The sequence below is a fragment of the Pseudomonas karstica genome (genome assembly GCF_009707515.1).
Classification (GTDB): Bacteria; Pseudomonadota; Gammaproteobacteria; order Pseudomonadales; family Pseudomonadaceae; genus Aquipseudomonas; species Aquipseudomonas karstica.
The window spans coordinates 46,314-61,365 of record NZ_WLYI01000033.1 but is presented as its reverse complement, the minus strand read 5'-3'; the positions used below and the strand labels follow the sequence as shown (position 1 = coordinate 61,365).

Genomic DNA, 15,052 nt, shown 5'->3' with positions numbered 1-15,052 from the left:
GGCGCCCCAGCATGGGCCTGTAAAGCTCTCAAGACGCATTGAAATCAATACACACAAAAAAGGCGGCCCCGAAGGCCGCCTTTTTCATTCAAGGTATGCCCCTTAAAAGTCGTCCACAACCTTGCCATCTTTGACCCTGAACTCGCGGTTCTGCAGGTAGGCGTTGCGGATGAAGGTGTACTTGTCGCCATTGATCAGCTTCTCGGCCGACAGCAGGCTGGCGCGGGTATCGACGAGGTCGAGGCCCATGAGGCTGTTGCGCCATGGAATGTCGTGCATGTAGCCATAGGGTTCAGTGAAGCTGTCGACGTATTTGGACGGTGCATCACGCAGAGTACTTGGCCCCAGCAACGGCAGCATCACGTAAGGACCGCTGCCTACACCCCAATAACCGAGGGTCTGGCCAAAGTCTTCGTCACTGCGTTGCAGCCCCATTTTGGTGCCAACGTCAATAAAACCCAACACGCCGAACGTGGTGTTCATCAGCAAACGGGCAGTATCAACGCCCGCCGCATGCGGCTTGAGTTGCAGCACGTTATTGGCCAGGTTGCCGACGTCACCGATGTTACGGAAGAAATTATGGACACCGTCTTCAACAAATTGCGGGGTAATGAACTGGTAGCCCTGGGCCAATGGCTTAAGCGCATAGGTGTCAAGAGTGTCATTGAAGGTGAAGACCGGTCGGTTGATGACTTCCCATGGATCATCTTCCGAAGCCGCCTGGGCAACGAAAGGTACCAGCAGGGCACCGGCACACACGGATAACTGAACGAGGTAATGGCTCCAGCGCATAGCTTGAACTCCTTGAATGGTCTGTCATGGGCGCTATGCCCTGAATGAGGCATCCAGTATATGACGGAAGTGTCAGATTAGGCAGCCCGAAGGAAATGTCATTCATGGAATTTGCAAAACTCCTACAACTAAAATCGACTGTCATCTGTCTGTCATCGCCTTCGGATAGCGTTACAGCTATTTTCAAGGATGACGAAATGCCCCAAGCCAAGACTGTTGCCGCCTGCGCCCCGTCCTTGAGCGCTGTACTGTTCGGCCTGAGTGGCTGCCTGGTGGACTTTGGTTCCCAGGCCCGCAACACCATCACGCCCTCCTCCAGTACACGCGCCACGCCCGGTGCCCTGAAGATCCTGCGCCACCTGGAAGAGCAAGGCACTCCCTGTGCCTGGCTAGACGAACTGCCGAGCGCTATTTCCACGCCCTTGGCCGCCGACCTGCCACGCTGGGTCAAGGCCACCTCCGCTGCAGTTTCCCGCTGGCCGGCGCCTCACGCCTGCTGGCAGGCCTTGATGGAGTTGAACATCGAGCGCCTGGAAGGCTGCGTATTGGTCAGTGGCGAGCCGCGCCTGCTGCAATCGGGGCTCAATGCAGGGTTGTGGACGATCGGCCTGGCGTCCTGCGGTTCGCTGTGCGGGCTCTCGCCCGAGCAATGGCAAGCGCTGGACGAGCGAGAACGGGAACACAAGCGTGCCAAGGCGACAGTCGCGCTATATGGGTTGGGCGTACATTCGGTGATCGACCACCTGGGCGAACTGGAAACGTGTCTGGCGGACATCAGCCTGCGCCAGCTCAAAGGCGAGAAGCCCTGATCGAGATCATGCACAACCGGCGCCAGTGGATTAATCTACAGGTCAGCCCGTAGACCTTTCCCGGTGTGCCGCGGTCTATGCCAGTGCCTATCGATAAAAGGAAGAACGCCATGCCTGCCCGCGAACTGCAAGAACAGATCAATACTTTGCGCGAGCAATTGGAGCAGAATCCGCCGCTGTCGGAAGCCGAGCGCGAAAATCTGCAGGACTTGATGCAGCAGATTCAATCGCAAATGGAGCTGGAAAAAGCTGTAGCTCCAGACAGCAGCCTCGCCGACGGCGTCAACCTCGCAGTCGAGCGTTTTGAGCTGGAGCACCCAGCAATTGCCGGAACCTTGCGCAATATCGTGCAGACCCTGGGCAATATCGGGATCTGATACACCGCTTCCCTGTAGGAGCGAGCTTGCTCGCGAAGAACGAATCGACACCGCAGGCTGACTGACACGCTGCGTTATCGTTGACGTTTTTCGCGAGCAAGCTCGCTCCTACAGAGGCAGATTACTGGCGGGCCAGGCGCAGGTTCTGGAACTCCATCACCTCGGTGCTGCGGTACGGGTTGATATCCAACCCACCACGACGCACATAACGCGCATACACCGTCAACTTCTCAGGTTTCAATAACCGTTGCAGGTCCAGGAAGATCCGCTCCACGCACTGCTCATGAAAGTCCGAGTGCTGACGGAAACTCACCAGGTACTCCAACAGACTCGCATGATCCAGCGCTGCGCCACGGTACTCCACTGCCACGCTGCCCCAATCGGGCTGGCTGGTCACCGGGCAGTTGGATTTGAGCAGATGACTGTGAACACTCTCCTCGATTACCCGGGACTCATCACAACGCAGCAATTCAGGGCGCGGGTGCTCGTAGTTGCTGACGCTGATGTCCAGGTCATCAATGCATATGCCCGGCATCGATACCACGCCTTCGGCCTCAACGTCGGCCAGGCTGCAGACTCGCACACTGACCGGCTTGCCAGCGGCCGCGCTCAAGTCGGCATGCAAGGTCGCCTCCAGGTTTTGCACACTGGCAAACGATGTCTGGTTCAGCGAGTTGAGGTACAGCTTGAAGGACTTTGACTCAATGATATTCGGCGAATCAGCCGGGATACTGAACTCACCGATAGCCACCACCGGCTTGCCGGACGGCAATAACCATGACAGTTCGAAGCAGTTCCAGAAATCCACGCCTTTATACGGCAGGGTCTCGGCGCTCAGGCCCAGCTCGGCCCATTTGGCAGCGCGCGGAATCGGGAACAGCAACGATGGGGTGTAGGTACAGATGTATTCACTGGACTTGCCCAGCGGCGAATGTTCGGCTGCGGGATGCATGGCGGAAACCTGGCTAAATAAACCCCGTCATTCTACCAGCGTTTGCACCCGCCTTGCGTCTCGGCGCTTATTGACTGACGGTCAGTTTGCCCACCATGCCTGCCTGATAGTGCCCAGGGATGTTGCAGGCAAACTCCAGCGCGCCAGCCTTGCCGAAGGTCCAGGTCAGTTCGGCGGTTTTGCCCGGCTCCACCAGCACACTGTTGGGGTCGTCATGTTTCATGGCACCCATATCGCCGTGGTCCATGGTGCTGTGGTCCATACCGTCCTTCTTCATGCCGGTGGCGGTGAGCATCCCGCCAGCCTGCATCTTGAGCATTTCCTGCTGATGGCTGACGTGCATTGCCGCATCGCCCAGGTTGAACTCGTGAAGCAACTGACCCTTGTTGACCAACACAAAGCGCACGGTCTCGCCGGCTTTTACATCCAGGGATTCGGGAGAAAAGGAAATGTCTTGCAGCACCACTTCCACGGTACGGGTGGCCTTGGCGGCAGGCGCTGCCTCCCCGAAGCTGAACGTTTCACCCGGGGAGGCCAATACTGGAAAGCTCAGTACCAGCAAGCCGCCAGCCAACAAGCAGGATTTACGCAAAAACATGTTCACTCTCCAGAGGGTTTCGAATCAGCCTGTGGGAAACTCTAATAATCCGACGCTGCCAGCCACCTGACGGCTAGATTACAACTTTGTCAGGTTGGACTTGCACCCTGAAGCCCAGGGTATAAAGCCCATTGTTACCCGTTGCCACGAGCCGCCCATGAAACTGCTAATCGTCGAAGACCAACCGAAAACCGGCCATTACCTGCGCCAGGGCCTGAGCGAAGCCGGGTTCAACACCGAACTGGTAGCCGATGGCACCACTGGTCAGCATTTGGCACTGACCGGCGACTACGACTTGTTGATTCTCGATGTGATGCTGCCGGGGCGTAATGGCTGGCAGATTCTCCAGGCCGTGCGCAGTGCCGGCATGGACATGCCGGTGCTGTTCCTGACCGCACGGGATGCCGTGGAAGACCGGGTCCATGGCCTGGAACTGGGAGCCGATGATTATCTGGTCAAGCCCTTTGCTTTTTCCGAACTGCTGGCCAGGGTACGTAGCCTGTTACGCCGTGGTAACAACATGCCCCTGGAGACCAGCCTGCAACTGGCCGATCTGCGCCTGGACCTGATTCGCCGTCGTGTGGAGCGCAATGGCCAACGTATCGACCTGACCGCCAAGGAGTTCGCCCTGCTGGAAATGCTCCTGCGGCGCCAGGGCGAGGTGCTGCCCAAGTCGCTGATCGCGTCCCAGGTCTGGGACATGAACTTCGACAGCGACACTAACATCATTGAAGTGGCGATCCGCCGCCTGCGCCTGAAAGTCGATGACGGCTTCCCTCACAAGCTGATTCATACCGTACGCGGCATGGGTTATGTGCTTGAAGAGCGCTTTTGCTGATGAAACGAATATCCCTGGCCAGCCGCGTGGCGCTGCTGTTTGCTGCCTGTACCGCGGTGGTGTCGTTATTGGCGGGCGTGCTGTTCAATCGTGCCAGCGAAACGCACTTTATCGAGCTGGACCAGCAATTGCTCGACGGCAAGCTGGTAGCTCTGCGCAGTACCTTGCAAGGCGCCAATACACCCACGTTGTTTACCCAACGTGAAAGCACACTGCGCGAAGAACTGAGCCGCCAGCCGGATCTCATCTTGCGGGTCAGCGCGGCGAATGGTCAGCACTGGTTCGACGGGGCTTCGGGCATCCACTTACCTTCCGGCGCCGGCCTGCACAGCCTGCAAAACGCCGGCACCGATTACCGCGTGTACAACGCGCCTTTGGTGCCCGGCAAAACGGATTCCCCGCAACTCAGCCTGATGCTCGACATCACCCACCACCAGCATTTCCTGCAACGCATGCAGCGCCTAATCTGGTTGACGGTTGGCCTCTCGGCCCTGGCCACTGCGCTACTCGGCGCCTGGGCCGCCCGCAGTGGCTTGCGACCGCTGCGCCGCATGAGCGAGGTGGCCGCCAGCGTATCTGTGCACTCCCTGACCCAGCGCCTGCCCCAAGAGCAGATGCCTGCGGAGCTGGCGGAATTGGCCCAGGCATTCAATGCCATGCTCGGCCGACTGGATGACGCCTTCCAACGGCTTTCGGCATTTTCCGCCGATATCGCCCATGAGCTGCGCACACCATTATCCAACCTGTTGACCCACACCCAAGTCACCCTCACCCGCCCACGGGCGCTGGAAGATTATCGCGAAGCGCTGCACAGCAATTTGGAAGAGCTGCAATGGATGGCGCAACTGGTCAATGACATGTTGTACCTGGCCAAGGCCGATCATGGCCTGTTGGTACCCAAGCGCGAACCATTGGCGCTGGCGGATGAGGTGGATGCATTGTTGGAGTTCTTCGCTCCGCTGGCCGAAGACGCCCGGGTAAACATGTCCCGAGAAGGTCAGGCCGACACCCTCGGCGACCGCAGCATGTTGCGCCGCGCACTGTCCAACCTGCTGGATAACGCATTGCGGTTCACCCCGCAAGGTGGAGAACTCAGCGTAAGGATTACCGAAGAGGCTCATCACCTGAAGCTGAGCGTGGAAAACACCGGGGAAGGTATTCCAGTTGCGTTGCTGCCAAGGTTGTTTGATCGATTCTACCGGGCGGATCCGGCGCGGCATGAAGGTAGCAGTGAGCATGCGGGACTGGGGCTGGCGATTACCCAGTCGATTGTACGGGCTCATGGGGGGACGATTCGGTGTGAACCGAAGATGGGGTGGACAAGGTTTGTGATCGAGTTGCCAAAGGAAGGTTAATGATTATTCCCACGCTCCGCGTCCGATCTTGTGACGCGGAGCATGGGAACAATCAGGTCAGGAGTATCTCAGGGCATGCGCAGGTTCAATCTTCGCCGCCCGATACGCAGGGTAGATCGTCGCCAAAAAGCTCAACACAAACCCGGCCGTGCAAATCAGCAGCACATCCCCGCCCTGGAGCTCCGAAGGCAGGTTGCTGACAAAGTACACGTCCGAACTGAAGATATGCTGCCCGGTGACCCGCTCCAGCCAACCCACCAACTCACTGACATTCAGTGCCGCAATCACACCCAGTATGCCGCCAATCAAGGTACCCACAACCCCGATCACCGTGCCCTGAACCATGAAGATCGCCATGATCTGCCGTGGCGTGGCGCCGATGGTACGCAGGATCGCGATGTCTGCGCCCTTGTCGTTCACCACCATGATCAAGGTGGCGATGATGTTGAACGCAGCGACCGCGACGATCATCAGCAACAACAGGCCGATCATGGTCTTTTCCATCTTCATTGCGCTGAACAGGCTACCCTGGGTGTGGGTCCAGTCGTCCGCCCTATAGTCCGCGCCCAGACCGCTGGCGATGTCCGCCGAAACCTTCGGCGCCGCGTACAAGTCCTTCACCGCCAGGCGCACGCTTTGCACCTGGTTCGGCTGCCAGTGCTGCATCTCGGCGGCGTCGGCAACGTGGATCAACGCCATGGAGCCATCCAGTTCGGCCCCCACCTTGAACACACCCACCACATTCAAACGCCGCATGCGCGGGGTGATACCGCCGGGCGCGGTGCTGATTTCCGGCACGATCAGGGTCAGTTTATCGCCAACATTCAGGCGGAAACGCCGCGCGGTGATCTCACCGATCACCACGCCAAACTCTCCGGGTTTCAGGTCTTCAAGGCTGCCCTGGACTATATGCTGGGCGACGATGGACACCTTGCCCTCTTGGGCCGGGTCAATACCGCTGATCTGGATCGGCTGCATCGAGCCCTTGTAGGACAGCATGCCCTCCATCTCTGTGAATGGCACGGCAGCGGTGACGGCGGGATTTTTCAGCGCTGCGGCAGCTACAGGCCGCCAATCGCTGATCGGGTTGACACCGACGATAGTGGCGTGGGGCACCATGCCGAGAATGCGTGAGCTCATTTCTCGCTGGAAACCGTTCATCACCGACAACACCACAATCATCGACAGTACGCCCAGGGCGAGGCCGATCATCGAGGTCATCGAAATAAACGAAACAAAACGGTTGCGGCGCTTGGCGCGGGTATAGCGCGTGCCGATGAAAATCGATAACGGTCTGAACATTCGCGGGCACCGTTGAAAAAATAGAAACCCGGGCGCAGGTGCCCGGGCTTGAAACACGTCAGATGGCGACTAAATGACCTTCCTGCAGGTGCAGCACACGGTCCATCTGCCGGGCCATGCTCATGTCATGGGTCACCACCAGGAACGCCGTGCGCATCTGGGTACTCAACTCCAGCATCAAGTCCTTGATGCCTTGGGCGGTATGGGAGTCGAGGTTGCCGGTAGGCTCGTCGAGCATCACCAGGCCCGGATTGTTGACCAGGGCCCGGGCAATGGCCACTCGCTGGCGCTCGCCACCGGACAATTCAGCCGGCTTGTGCTCCAGGCGATGGCCAAGGCCGACTCGCTCCAGCAACGCCGTAGCCCGCTGACGCGCCTCAGGTATGGCGGTCTTGCCGATCAACAGCGGCATGCAGACGTTTTCCAGGGCCGTGAACTCCGCCAGCAAGTGATGGAACTGGTATACAAAACCCAGGGACCGGTTGCGCAACTGGCCGCGGGCTTTCTCGCCCAGGGCCGACAGTTCTTCACCGGCCAGCCAGACACTGCCCTGGGACGGCGTATCAAGGCCACCCAACAGGTTGAGCAAGGTACTTTTGCCGGAGCCCGAACTGCCGACGATCGCCACACGCTCGCCCGGATGCAGTTCCAACTGCAGGTTGGACAGCACAACCACGGACTCCGGGCCTTCCTCGTAGGATTTGCCCAGGTCGCGGCAACTCAGGATTGCTTTTTCACTCATGCCGATTCACTCATAACGTAAAGCCTGCGCCGGCTGGGTGCGTGCCGCGCGCCAGGCTGGATACAGGGTGGCAAGGAAACTCAGGACCAACGCCGCGGCGCCGACCATCAACACGTCCTGGCTCTGCACCTGAGACGGCAAGTAGTCGATGAAATAAACGTCGGAATTAAGAAACTTGTGGCCAATCAGCACTTCCAGGCCGGCAATCGCGGCGCTGACGTTCAGCGCGGCGAAAATCCCCACGACGGTACCAATCAAGGTACCCACCACACCAATCACTGTGCCCTGGACCATGAAGATCGCCATGATCTGCCCCGGCGTGGCGCCGAGCGTGCGCAGGATAGCGATGTCGCCCTTCTTGTCATTTACCACCATTACCAGAGTGGAGATGATGTTGAAGGCGGCGACAGCGACGATCAGCAGCAGCAGCAGGCCGATCATGGCTTTTTCCATGCGAATCGCCTGGTACAGGTTGCCGTGGGTACGGGTCCAGTCGCGGGCGTAGTACTGGGTTTCTCCCAAGTGCTGGGCGATCTCCCATGAAGTACGTGGCGCATCGAACAAGTCGTTGAATTTCAGGCGCAGGCCCTGCACCTGATCCGGCTTCCAACGATGCAGGCGGGCCAGGTCGGTGAGGTTGGTCAGTCCCAGGTAACCGTCGATCTCACCGGCGCCGACGTGAAACACACCGACCACGGTGAAGCGTTTCATGCGCGGAAACATCCCCGCCGGGGTCACCGTAACTTCCGGAGCGACGAAGGTCAGCTTGTCGCCGATGCCCACCCCGAGCTTGGCCGCGGCCTTATCGCCGATCACGATGCCAAAGCTGCCGGGCGACAAGTCGTCCAGTTTGCCCTGCTGCATGAAATTATCGATGATCGAGACGTTGCGTTCGACGGCCGGGTCGATGGCATTGAGCAGGATTTTCTGCACCTTGCCATTATGGGTCAACAGACCTTGCATCTGGGTAAAGGGCGCAACCGCCAGGACCTTGGGGTTCTGCTTGACCTTGGCGGCCAGGCTTTGCCAATCGCTGATGGGCTCACCAGACTCGATGGTCGCGTGGGGCACCATGCCCAGCACGCGGGTGCGCATCTCATGATCGAAGCCGTTCATCACCGAGAGCACGACGATCATCACAACTACGCCAAGGGCGAGTCCGATCATCGAGGTCAAGGAAATGAATGACACAAAATGATTGCGGCGCTTTGCACGGGTATAACGCGTGCCAATAAATACGAAGAGAGGTCTGAACATGTCGGGGCTTGTTCGGAGGAAAAGAAGACGTCCTTGTGGCGGGGTCAGGTAAGCAGCTTTACACTCAGACCATCACCGCTGCCTTGGGTTCGCCATGTCGACATTAGATGAAGAAGATCGCCGCGAATACTACCGTATCGAGGACATGATCGCACTGGAAATTAGCCCTCTGTCCGGCCCGGAAGCGGCGAGCAAGGAAGTGTTGCTGGATGATTCGCCACTCTTCAATCTGCTCAGTGAATTACACCTGAGTGAATTCGAATCCCAGCACCTGCTGCGCCAGATCGGTGAGCGAGACCGAACCCTGGCCGCCTTCCTCAAAGTCCAGAACAAGCGGATCGACCTGCTCAGCCAGATCATGGCGCAAAGCTTGCTGAGCGAGATCGGCACACCCCAACCGGTGATCATTTCCGAAGGCGGCATCGAATTCCAGCACCCAAGCGCCGTGGCACCCGGCAGCCAGTTGGCGGTCAAACTGGTGTTGATGCCCCAGGCGCTGGGCCTGTTGTTACGAGCCAAGGTTACCCATTGCAATGCCCGAGGCGACGGTTTTGAACTCAGTACCGAGTTCGAAGCCATGACCGACGCCCAACGCCAGTTGCTGGCGCGCCATATCCTGCAGAAGCAGGCTCAGGAACGGCGTCTGGCACGGGAACAAAGCGAAGCCCAAGACACTTGAATACGATCATTGAATGGCCTGTTGTGCCATCCACCCCGCCAGGACACCTGGCGTAAAGGAGCAACTGTGACCCTGATTTACGGCCACCGCGGTGCCAAAGGCGAGGCACCAGAGAACACCCTGACCAGCTTTCAGGAATGCCTCAAGCACGGCGTTCGTCGCTGCGAACTGGACTTGCACCTGTCCATGGACGGCGAGTTGATGGTCATCCACGACCCGACCCTCAAGCGTACCGTCGACCGTCGCGGCAAGGTCGTCGAGTATTCAGCGGCGGACCTTGTGAAGATGGACGCACGCAAGAGCGGACCGGGCTGGGTTAATCCTTGCCCAATTCCACGCCTGGAAGAGCTGTTTGAAAAGTGCGACTTCGATCACTGGCAACTGGAGGTCAAAAGCGCCTCACGCACCCGCGCCGCCACCACCGTCCTGGCGATTCGGGAAATGGCCGTAAGGTTCGGCATCATGGATAAGGTCACTGTGACCTCAAGCTCGCGGGAGGTATTGAAAGCCGCCGTCGAACTCACCCCGGACCTGTCGCGGGGCCTGGTCGCCGAATACGCCTGGCTCGATCCGCTGAAGGTCGCGCAAAACTACGGCTGTGAGATTCTGGCGTTGAACTGGACGTTGTGCACCCCTGAGCGCCTGGAAAAAGCCCAGCGCCAAGGACTGCACGTGTCGGTGTGGACAGTCAACGAACCTGCGCTGATGCGCAGGCTCGCCGACTTCGGCGTAGATAGCCTGATTACAGACTTTCCCGGTTTGGCCACTGCCACTCTCGGGAATTACTGAAATCGGTCTCCCCGGCCGGCTCAGGCCACCGGCCGGAGCCGCTCAAAAAAGCCGGTTGAGGCCGTCGTAGGCCGCTACCCGATAGGCTTCAGCCATGGTCGGGTAGTTGAAGGTGGTGTTGACGAAATACTTGAGGGTATTTTGCTCACCCGGCTGGTTCATGATGGCCTGGCCAATATGCACGATCTCCGAGGCCTGGTAGCCGAAGCAATGCACACCGAGAACTTCCAGGGTCTCGCGATGAAACAGAATCTTCAGCATGCCTTGCGGCTCACCGGCAATCTGCGCACGCGCCATGCTCTTGAAGAACGCCTTGCCCACTTCGTAAGGCACTTTGGCCTTGGTCAACTCATGCTCGTTCTTGCCAATGGAACTGATCTCGGGAATGGTATAGATCCCGGTCGGTACATCATTCACGTAGCGCCAGCTGCCATTGTCGACAATGCTCCCAGCGGCCGAACGCCCCTGGTCGTGAGCGGCACTGGCCAGGCTTGGCCAGCCAATCACGTCGCCAGCACCGTAAATGTTGGTCACGCCGGTGCGATAGTTCTCGTCCACCTCGATCTGGCCGCGACTGTTGACCTTGACCCCGATGTTTTCCAGGCCCAGCTTGTCGGTGTTGCCGGTACGGCCATTGCACCAGAGCAAGGCGTCGGCCTTGATCTTCTTGCCGGACTTGAGGTGCAGGATCACCCCGTTGTCCAGGCCTTCAACGCGATCGTATTCCTCGTTGTGGCGCACGGTGATGTTGTTGTTGCTGAAGTGGTAGCTCAACGCCTGGGAAATTTCCGAGTCGAGGAAGCTGAGTAACTGGTCGCGGTTATCCACCAACTCCACCAGTACCCCCAGGCCACTGAAGATCGAGGCATATTCGCAGCCGATCACACCGGCGCCATAGATGATCAGTTTGCGCGGGGTGTGGCCCAGGCTGAGGATGGTGTCGCTATCGTAGATACGCGGGTGGTGGAAATCGATATCGGCTGGGCGATACGGGCGCGAGCCGGTGGCGATGATGATGTGCTTGGCCACCAGTTTTTCGACCACGCCATTGGCGCAGACCACTTCGACGGTTTGCTCGTCGGCGAAGCTGCCGGTGCCGAAGAACAGGTCGACACGGTTGCGGGCATAGAAGCCCGTACGCGAGGCAACCTGTTTGGAAATGACTTTTTCAGCGCTCTTGAGCACGTCCGGGAACGAGAACCAGCGCGGCTCACCAATGGCCCGAAACATCGGGTTGGTGTTGAACTGCATGATCTGGCGCACCGAGTGACGCAAGGCCTTGGACGGGATGGTGCCCAGGTGGGTGCAGTTACCGCCGACCTGGCGACGGCTATCGACCATCGCCACCTTGCGCCCAGCTTTGGCGGCGTTCATCGCCGCACCTTCTCCAGCCGGGCCGGAACCCAGTACCACTACGTCGTAGTTGTAGACAGCCATGCGTACTCCTCAGAACAGGCCAGGACGCACGGTTGGGCGCCTGGCTAAATCATGCCGCGGCCAGCGGTCATGAAGGATCAAATGGGCTCAGGTGTATGAACCGGGGCACAGTCTATATAAGCCTCAACGCCGCGCACATTAACCCTTGGTCGCGTCGTAGGCCAGTTTTGCCTTTACTACATAGCGTTCGTTACGGTTTCACCGCCGTCAATTGCTCAAAAGCCTTGTTACTCCGTGTGACGAAGCCTGTCCCCTCGCGCATCACAAAAAAAGCCGCAACCTGGTGCTTTTCTGCGTATTCCCAGCCTTGCTCAGGCCCGAGGATCAGTAGCAACGTCGATAATCCGTCAGCCATCAGCGCCGACGGCTGCAACACCGTCACCGATGCCAATGGGTGAGTGATCGGCGCTCCCGTGCGCGCATCGAGGGTATGGGAGTAACGCTGACCATCCTGCTGGAAATAATTGCGATAGTCACCTGATGTGGATACGCCGAAGCCATTCACGCCGATGATCCGCTCGGCCACCTGTTGATCATCCCGGGGCTCTTCCAGGGCGATGCGCCAGAGTGAGCCATCGGGTTTTCGACCTGCGGCCTTGAGTTCGCCGGTGACTTCCCCAAGGTAGCTCTGAATACCCAACCGGGTCAGCTGCGCAGCAATGCGGTCAACCGCGTAGCCAGCAGCGATGCTATTGAAGTCGACTTCAACGGCGGCGTCCTTGCACAACTGCTGGCCCTCGATGCGTAGATGAGCGTGGCCGACACGCTGGCGCACCTGCTCAAGGGTTACGGCGTCCGGGACTTTTATCTCACGAGCCTGCGGGCCGAATCCCCAGAGATTCAGCAGCGGCTCGACCGTCAGGTCGAAAGCCCCATTGCTGGCCTCGGCCAACCGCTCTCCCGTGCGCACCAGGTGCAGGATCGACTCCGGCATCGGCTGGCAACTGTTGGCGGGCAGGTCATTGAAACGCTCTATATCGGAGTCCCCGCGATAGGTCGACATTTGTCGGTCGACCTCAGCCAGTACCCCCTCAACCTGACGCTGAACTTCATCCGGGCCAGGTACTCCAGGCGTGCGCACGTATTTGATCGAATAGGTGCTGCCCATGGTCGGGCCGCCAAAGCTTTCCAGCGAGTCACCGTCACAACCGGCCAACGCCGCGAACCCGCACACTATCACCACCTGCCGCAGACTACCCATAGGCAACAAAACCTTATTGCTGTCAAAACCTGACCTGTAGGCAAGTACCTTCCAGGGACGGCCATTATGCGGGATCCCTTCATCCATCATTCACTGCTGGTCTTTTCCACAGCAGCAACTTCTGCAGAGGCAGCCCCTGATAGACCCCACACACAAAAACGCCCCGACATCTCGGGGCGCTTTCTTTACAACTGACGCTTAGCGCGGAAACGCTGGCGGGTTGACCCCGGCCATGTCTTCCATCACGCGAACCACCTGGCAGCTGTAACCGAATTCGTTGTCGTACCAGACGTACAGGACAACACGGTTATCGTTGCAGATGGTGGCTTCGGCATCGACCACACCGGCGTGGCGTGAACCCACGAAGTCGGTGGAAACCACTTCCTGCGAGTTGACGAAGTCGATTTGCTTATGCAGATCGGAGTGCAGCGCCATGTAGCGCAGGTACTCGTTCATCTCTTCACGGGTGGCTGGCTTCTCAAGGTTCAGGTTGAGAATGGCCATCGACACGTTTGGCGTCGGTACACGGATCGCGTTGCCGGTCAGCTTGCCGGCCAGCTCAGGCAGGGCCTTGGCAGCAGCGGTGGCAGCACCGGTCTCGGTGATCACCATATTCAGCGCGGCGCTACGGCCACGGCGATCGCCCTTGTGGAAGTTGTCGATCAGGTTCTGGTCGTTGGTGTACGAGTGAACGGTTTCGACGTGGCCGTTGATGATGCCGAACTTGTCGTTCACCGCCTTGAGCACCGGCACAATGGCGTTGGTGGTGCAGGAAGCGGCGGACACGATCTTGTCGTCAGCAGTGATTTCAGCGTGGTTGATACCGTGAACGATGTTCTTCAACTTGCCTTTGCCAGGCGCAGTCAGGACAACACGGTCGATACCCGGGCAGGCCAAGTGCTGGCCCAGGCCGTCGGCATCACGCCATACACCGGTATTGTCCACCAGCAGGGCGTCCTTGATGCCGTACTGGGTGTAGTCCACCTCGGTCGGGTTCTTCGCGTAGATCACCTGGATCAGGTTACCGTTGGCGGTAATGGTGCTGTTTTCTTCGTCGATGGTGATGGTGCCATTGAACGAACCATGTACCGAGTCGCGACGCAGCAGGCTGGCGCGCTTGGTCAGGTCATTCTCGGCGCCTTTGCGCACAACGATGGCACGCAGGCGCAAGCCGTCGCCACCACCGGTTTTTTCGATCAGGATGCGCGCCAACAGACGGCCGATACGACCAAAGCCGTACAGCACAACGTCGGTGCCTTTGCGCGCGGAAGCGTTTTGCTGGCCAACGACTTCGGCCATTTCTTCACGGACGAACTGCTCGGCAGTGCGGCCATTGCCCTGGGCCTTGAATTTAACGGCCAACTTGCCCAGGTCCACCGAGGCCGCGCCGAGCTTGAGCTCGCTCATGGCCTTGAGCAGGGGGAATGTTTCGTGGACGGAGAGTTCGACATCGTCGGACTGACGATGGCGAGCAAAGCGATGAGCCTTGAGAATCGCGATGACTGACTGGTTGATCAGGCTGCGGCCATAGATCGAGCTCACCACATTGTTATTGCGGTATAGCTGGCCGATAAGCGGAATCATCGCTTCCGCGAGTGCTTCACGGTCGATCCATTCACCAAGACACTGGTCGGGCTTCTGAGTCACGGGAACCTTCCACATGTAGGGGCTGAAAAAAGGGGCTACATTATGCCGCCCGACCGCCCTCGGAGCAATGCGCGCCCCGCAACAAAAAGCCCTTGGCAAAAAATACCGCCCCGCCGCAGCCCAGTAAATACGCGGGTTCCAGAAGGCCACTAGTGGAACGCACAGACCGACTTGTCCGTAACCCTCCGAAATATCCGCGCAAAACCACACTACATATTGAGTCAAAAGGCGCCTTTGTTTGTCTTAGCCACTACATTTCCTGCAAACCGTAATAGGC

Annotated in this window: 15 protein-coding genes; 6 read left to right on the top strand and 9 right to left on the bottom strand. The window is 58.8% G+C overall.

Going from position 1 to position 15,052, the window contains the following annotated elements:
• Nucleotides 1-102: 102 nt before the first annotated feature.
• A complete protein-coding gene (locus GIR22_RS21430) occupies nucleotides 103-792 on the bottom strand; it encodes an MlaA family lipoprotein (RefSeq protein ID WP_154745268.1) in 690 nt (229 codons plus the stop codon).
• Between the two features lie 197 nt (nucleotides 793-989).
• Here GIR22_RS21430 and pcrP point away from each other — a divergent pair, with 197 nt between their 5' ends.
• A complete protein-coding gene (gene pcrP, locus GIR22_RS21425) occupies nucleotides 990-1,601 on the top strand; it encodes an HAD superfamily inactivated hydrolase PcrP (RefSeq protein WP_154745267.1) in 612 nt (203 codons plus the stop codon).
• 110 nt (nucleotides 1,602-1,711) lie between these two features.
• Nucleotides 1,712-1,978 (top strand): DUF4404 family protein, encoded by a 267-nt coding sequence (locus GIR22_RS21420; protein WP_154745266.1) that lies wholly within the window; start codon nucleotides 1,712-1,714, stop codon nucleotides 1,976-1,978.
• A 121-nt stretch (nucleotides 1,979-2,099) separates the two neighbouring features.
• Here the strand turns inward: GIR22_RS21420 and queF are convergent, their stop codons facing one another.
• Complete coding sequence (gene queF / locus GIR22_RS21415) at nucleotides 2,100-2,930, bottom strand: NADPH-dependent 7-cyano-7-deazaguanine reductase QueF (RefSeq protein ID WP_154745265.1); 831 nt, start codon at nucleotides 2,928-2,930, stop codon at nucleotides 2,100-2,102.
• 67 nt (nucleotides 2,931-2,997) lie between these two features.
• Nucleotides 2,998-3,528 carry a copper-resistant cuproprotein CopI gene (copI, locus tag GIR22_RS21410; RefSeq protein WP_154745264.1) on the bottom strand — a complete coding sequence of 177 codons (531 nt, stop codon included), beginning with the start codon at nucleotides 3,526-3,528 and terminating at the stop codon, nucleotides 2,998-3,000.
• 157 nt (nucleotides 3,529-3,685) lie between these two features.
• Between copI and GIR22_RS21405 the strand changes: the two genes are divergently transcribed.
• Both GIR22_RS21405 and GIR22_RS21400 read left to right on the top strand, forming a co-directional pair.
• The gene (locus GIR22_RS21405; protein WP_154745263.1) at nucleotides 3,686-4,366 is read left to right on the top strand and encodes a heavy metal response regulator transcription factor; all 681 of its coding nucleotides are present in this window, start codon (nucleotides 3,686-3,688) and stop codon (nucleotides 4,364-4,366) included.
• Nucleotides 4,366-5,721 (top strand): heavy metal sensor histidine kinase, encoded by a 1,356-nt coding sequence (locus GIR22_RS21400; RefSeq protein WP_154745262.1) that lies wholly within the window; start codon nucleotides 4,366-4,368, stop codon nucleotides 5,719-5,721. The genes GIR22_RS21405 and GIR22_RS21400 overlap by 1 nt, the downstream gene beginning before the upstream one ends.
• Nucleotides 5,722-5,778: 57 nt before the next feature.
• Here the strand turns inward: GIR22_RS21400 and GIR22_RS21395 are convergent, their stop codons facing one another.
• From GIR22_RS21395 to GIR22_RS21385, 3 genes are read right to left on the bottom strand one after another with little or no spacing between them, the layout of a single operon-like run.
• Entirely contained in the window at nucleotides 5,779-7,023 is a 1,245-nt protein-coding gene (locus GIR22_RS21395) for a lipoprotein-releasing ABC transporter permease subunit (RefSeq protein ID WP_154745261.1), read from the bottom strand.
• 58 nt (nucleotides 7,024-7,081) lie between these two features.
• Entirely contained in the window at nucleotides 7,082-7,765 is a 684-nt protein-coding gene (lolD, locus tag GIR22_RS21390; protein ID WP_154745260.1) for a lipoprotein-releasing ABC transporter ATP-binding protein LolD, read from the bottom strand.
• 6 nt (nucleotides 7,766-7,771) lie between these two features.
• Nucleotides 7,772-9,022: a lipoprotein-releasing ABC transporter permease subunit gene (locus GIR22_RS21385; protein WP_154745259.1), complete on the bottom strand. Its 1,251-nt coding sequence runs from the start codon at nucleotides 9,020-9,022 to the stop codon at nucleotides 7,772-7,774.
• Between the two features lie 94 nt (nucleotides 9,023-9,116).
• Here GIR22_RS21385 and GIR22_RS21380 point away from each other — a divergent pair, with 94 nt between their 5' ends.
• Together GIR22_RS21380 and GIR22_RS21375 are read left to right on the top strand one after the other, a co-directional pair.
• Complete coding sequence (locus tag GIR22_RS21380; protein WP_154745258.1) at nucleotides 9,117-9,701, top strand: PilZ domain-containing protein; 585 nt, start codon at nucleotides 9,117-9,119, stop codon at nucleotides 9,699-9,701.
• A 66-nt stretch (nucleotides 9,702-9,767) separates the two neighbouring features.
• A complete protein-coding gene (locus GIR22_RS21375) occupies nucleotides 9,768-10,490 on the top strand; it encodes a glycerophosphodiester phosphodiesterase family protein (RefSeq protein WP_178122395.1) in 723 nt (240 codons plus the stop codon).
• Nucleotides 10,491-10,532: 42 nt separating this feature from the next.
• On the opposite strand, the gene sthA is transcribed toward GIR22_RS21375, so the two are convergent.
• The 3 genes from sthA to GIR22_RS21360 all read right to left on the bottom strand — a co-directional run bounded on the left by sthA (nucleotide 10,533) and on the right by GIR22_RS21360 (nucleotide 14,790).
• Nucleotides 10,533-11,927 carry a Si-specific NAD(P)(+) transhydrogenase gene (gene sthA, locus GIR22_RS21370; RefSeq protein ID WP_154745257.1) on the bottom strand — a complete coding sequence of 465 codons (1,395 nt, stop codon included), beginning with the start codon at nucleotides 11,925-11,927 and terminating at the stop codon, nucleotides 10,533-10,535.
• Between the two features lie 190 nt (nucleotides 11,928-12,117).
• Nucleotides 12,118-13,128 carry an FAD:protein FMN transferase gene (locus GIR22_RS21365; protein ID WP_154745256.1) on the bottom strand — a complete coding sequence of 337 codons (1,011 nt, stop codon included), beginning with the start codon at nucleotides 13,126-13,128 and terminating at the stop codon, nucleotides 12,118-12,120.
• 198 nt (nucleotides 13,129-13,326) lie between these two features.
• The gene (locus tag GIR22_RS21360) at nucleotides 13,327-14,790 is read right to left on the bottom strand and encodes a glyceraldehyde-3-phosphate dehydrogenase (RefSeq protein ID WP_154745255.1); all 1,464 of its coding nucleotides are present in this window, start codon (nucleotides 14,788-14,790) and stop codon (nucleotides 13,327-13,329) included.
• Nucleotides 14,791-15,052 lie beyond the last annotated feature (262 nt).

Coding starts and splice junctions, on each gene's coding strand:
- GIR22_RS21360 (WP_154745255.1), bottom strand. CDS start 14,790: ATGTGGAAGGTTCCCGTGACTCAGAAGCCCGACCAGTGTCTTGGTGAA.
- lolD (WP_154745260.1), bottom strand. CDS start 7,765: ATGAGTGAAAAAGCAATCCTGAGTTGCCGCGACCTGGGCAAATCCTAC.
- GIR22_RS21365 (WP_154745256.1), bottom strand. CDS start 13,128: ATGGGTAGTCTGCGGCAGGTGGTGATAGTGTGCGGGTTCGCGGCGTTG.
- GIR22_RS21380 (WP_154745258.1), top strand. CDS start 9,117: ATGTCGACATTAGATGAAGAAGATCGCCGCGAATACTACCGTATCGAG.
- pcrP (WP_154745267.1), top strand. CDS start 990: ATGCCCCAAGCCAAGACTGTTGCCGCCTGCGCCCCGTCCTTGAGCGCT.
- GIR22_RS21405 (WP_154745263.1), top strand. CDS start 3,686: ATGAAACTGCTAATCGTCGAAGACCAACCGAAAACCGGCCATTACCTG.
- queF (WP_154745265.1), bottom strand. CDS start 2,930: ATGCATCCCGCAGCCGAACATTCGCCGCTGGGCAAGTCCAGTGAATAC.
- GIR22_RS21420 (WP_154745266.1), top strand. CDS start 1,712: ATGCCTGCCCGCGAACTGCAAGAACAGATCAATACTTTGCGCGAGCAA.
- GIR22_RS21385 (WP_154745259.1), bottom strand. CDS start 9,022: ATGTTCAGACCTCTCTTCGTATTTATTGGCACGCGTTATACCCGTGCA.
- GIR22_RS21400 (WP_154745262.1), top strand. CDS start 4,366: ATGAAACGAATATCCCTGGCCAGCCGCGTGGCGCTGCTGTTTGCTGCC.
- GIR22_RS21430 (WP_154745268.1), bottom strand. CDS start 792: ATGCGCTGGAGCCATTACCTCGTTCAGTTATCCGTGTGTGCCGGTGCC.
- sthA (WP_154745257.1), bottom strand. CDS start 11,927: ATGGCTGTCTACAACTACGACGTAGTGGTACTGGGTTCCGGCCCGGCT.
- GIR22_RS21395 (WP_154745261.1), bottom strand. CDS start 7,023: ATGTTCAGACCGTTATCGATTTTCATCGGCACGCGCTATACCCGCGCC.
- copI (WP_154745264.1), bottom strand. CDS start 3,528: ATGTTTTTGCGTAAATCCTGCTTGTTGGCTGGCGGCTTGCTGGTACTG.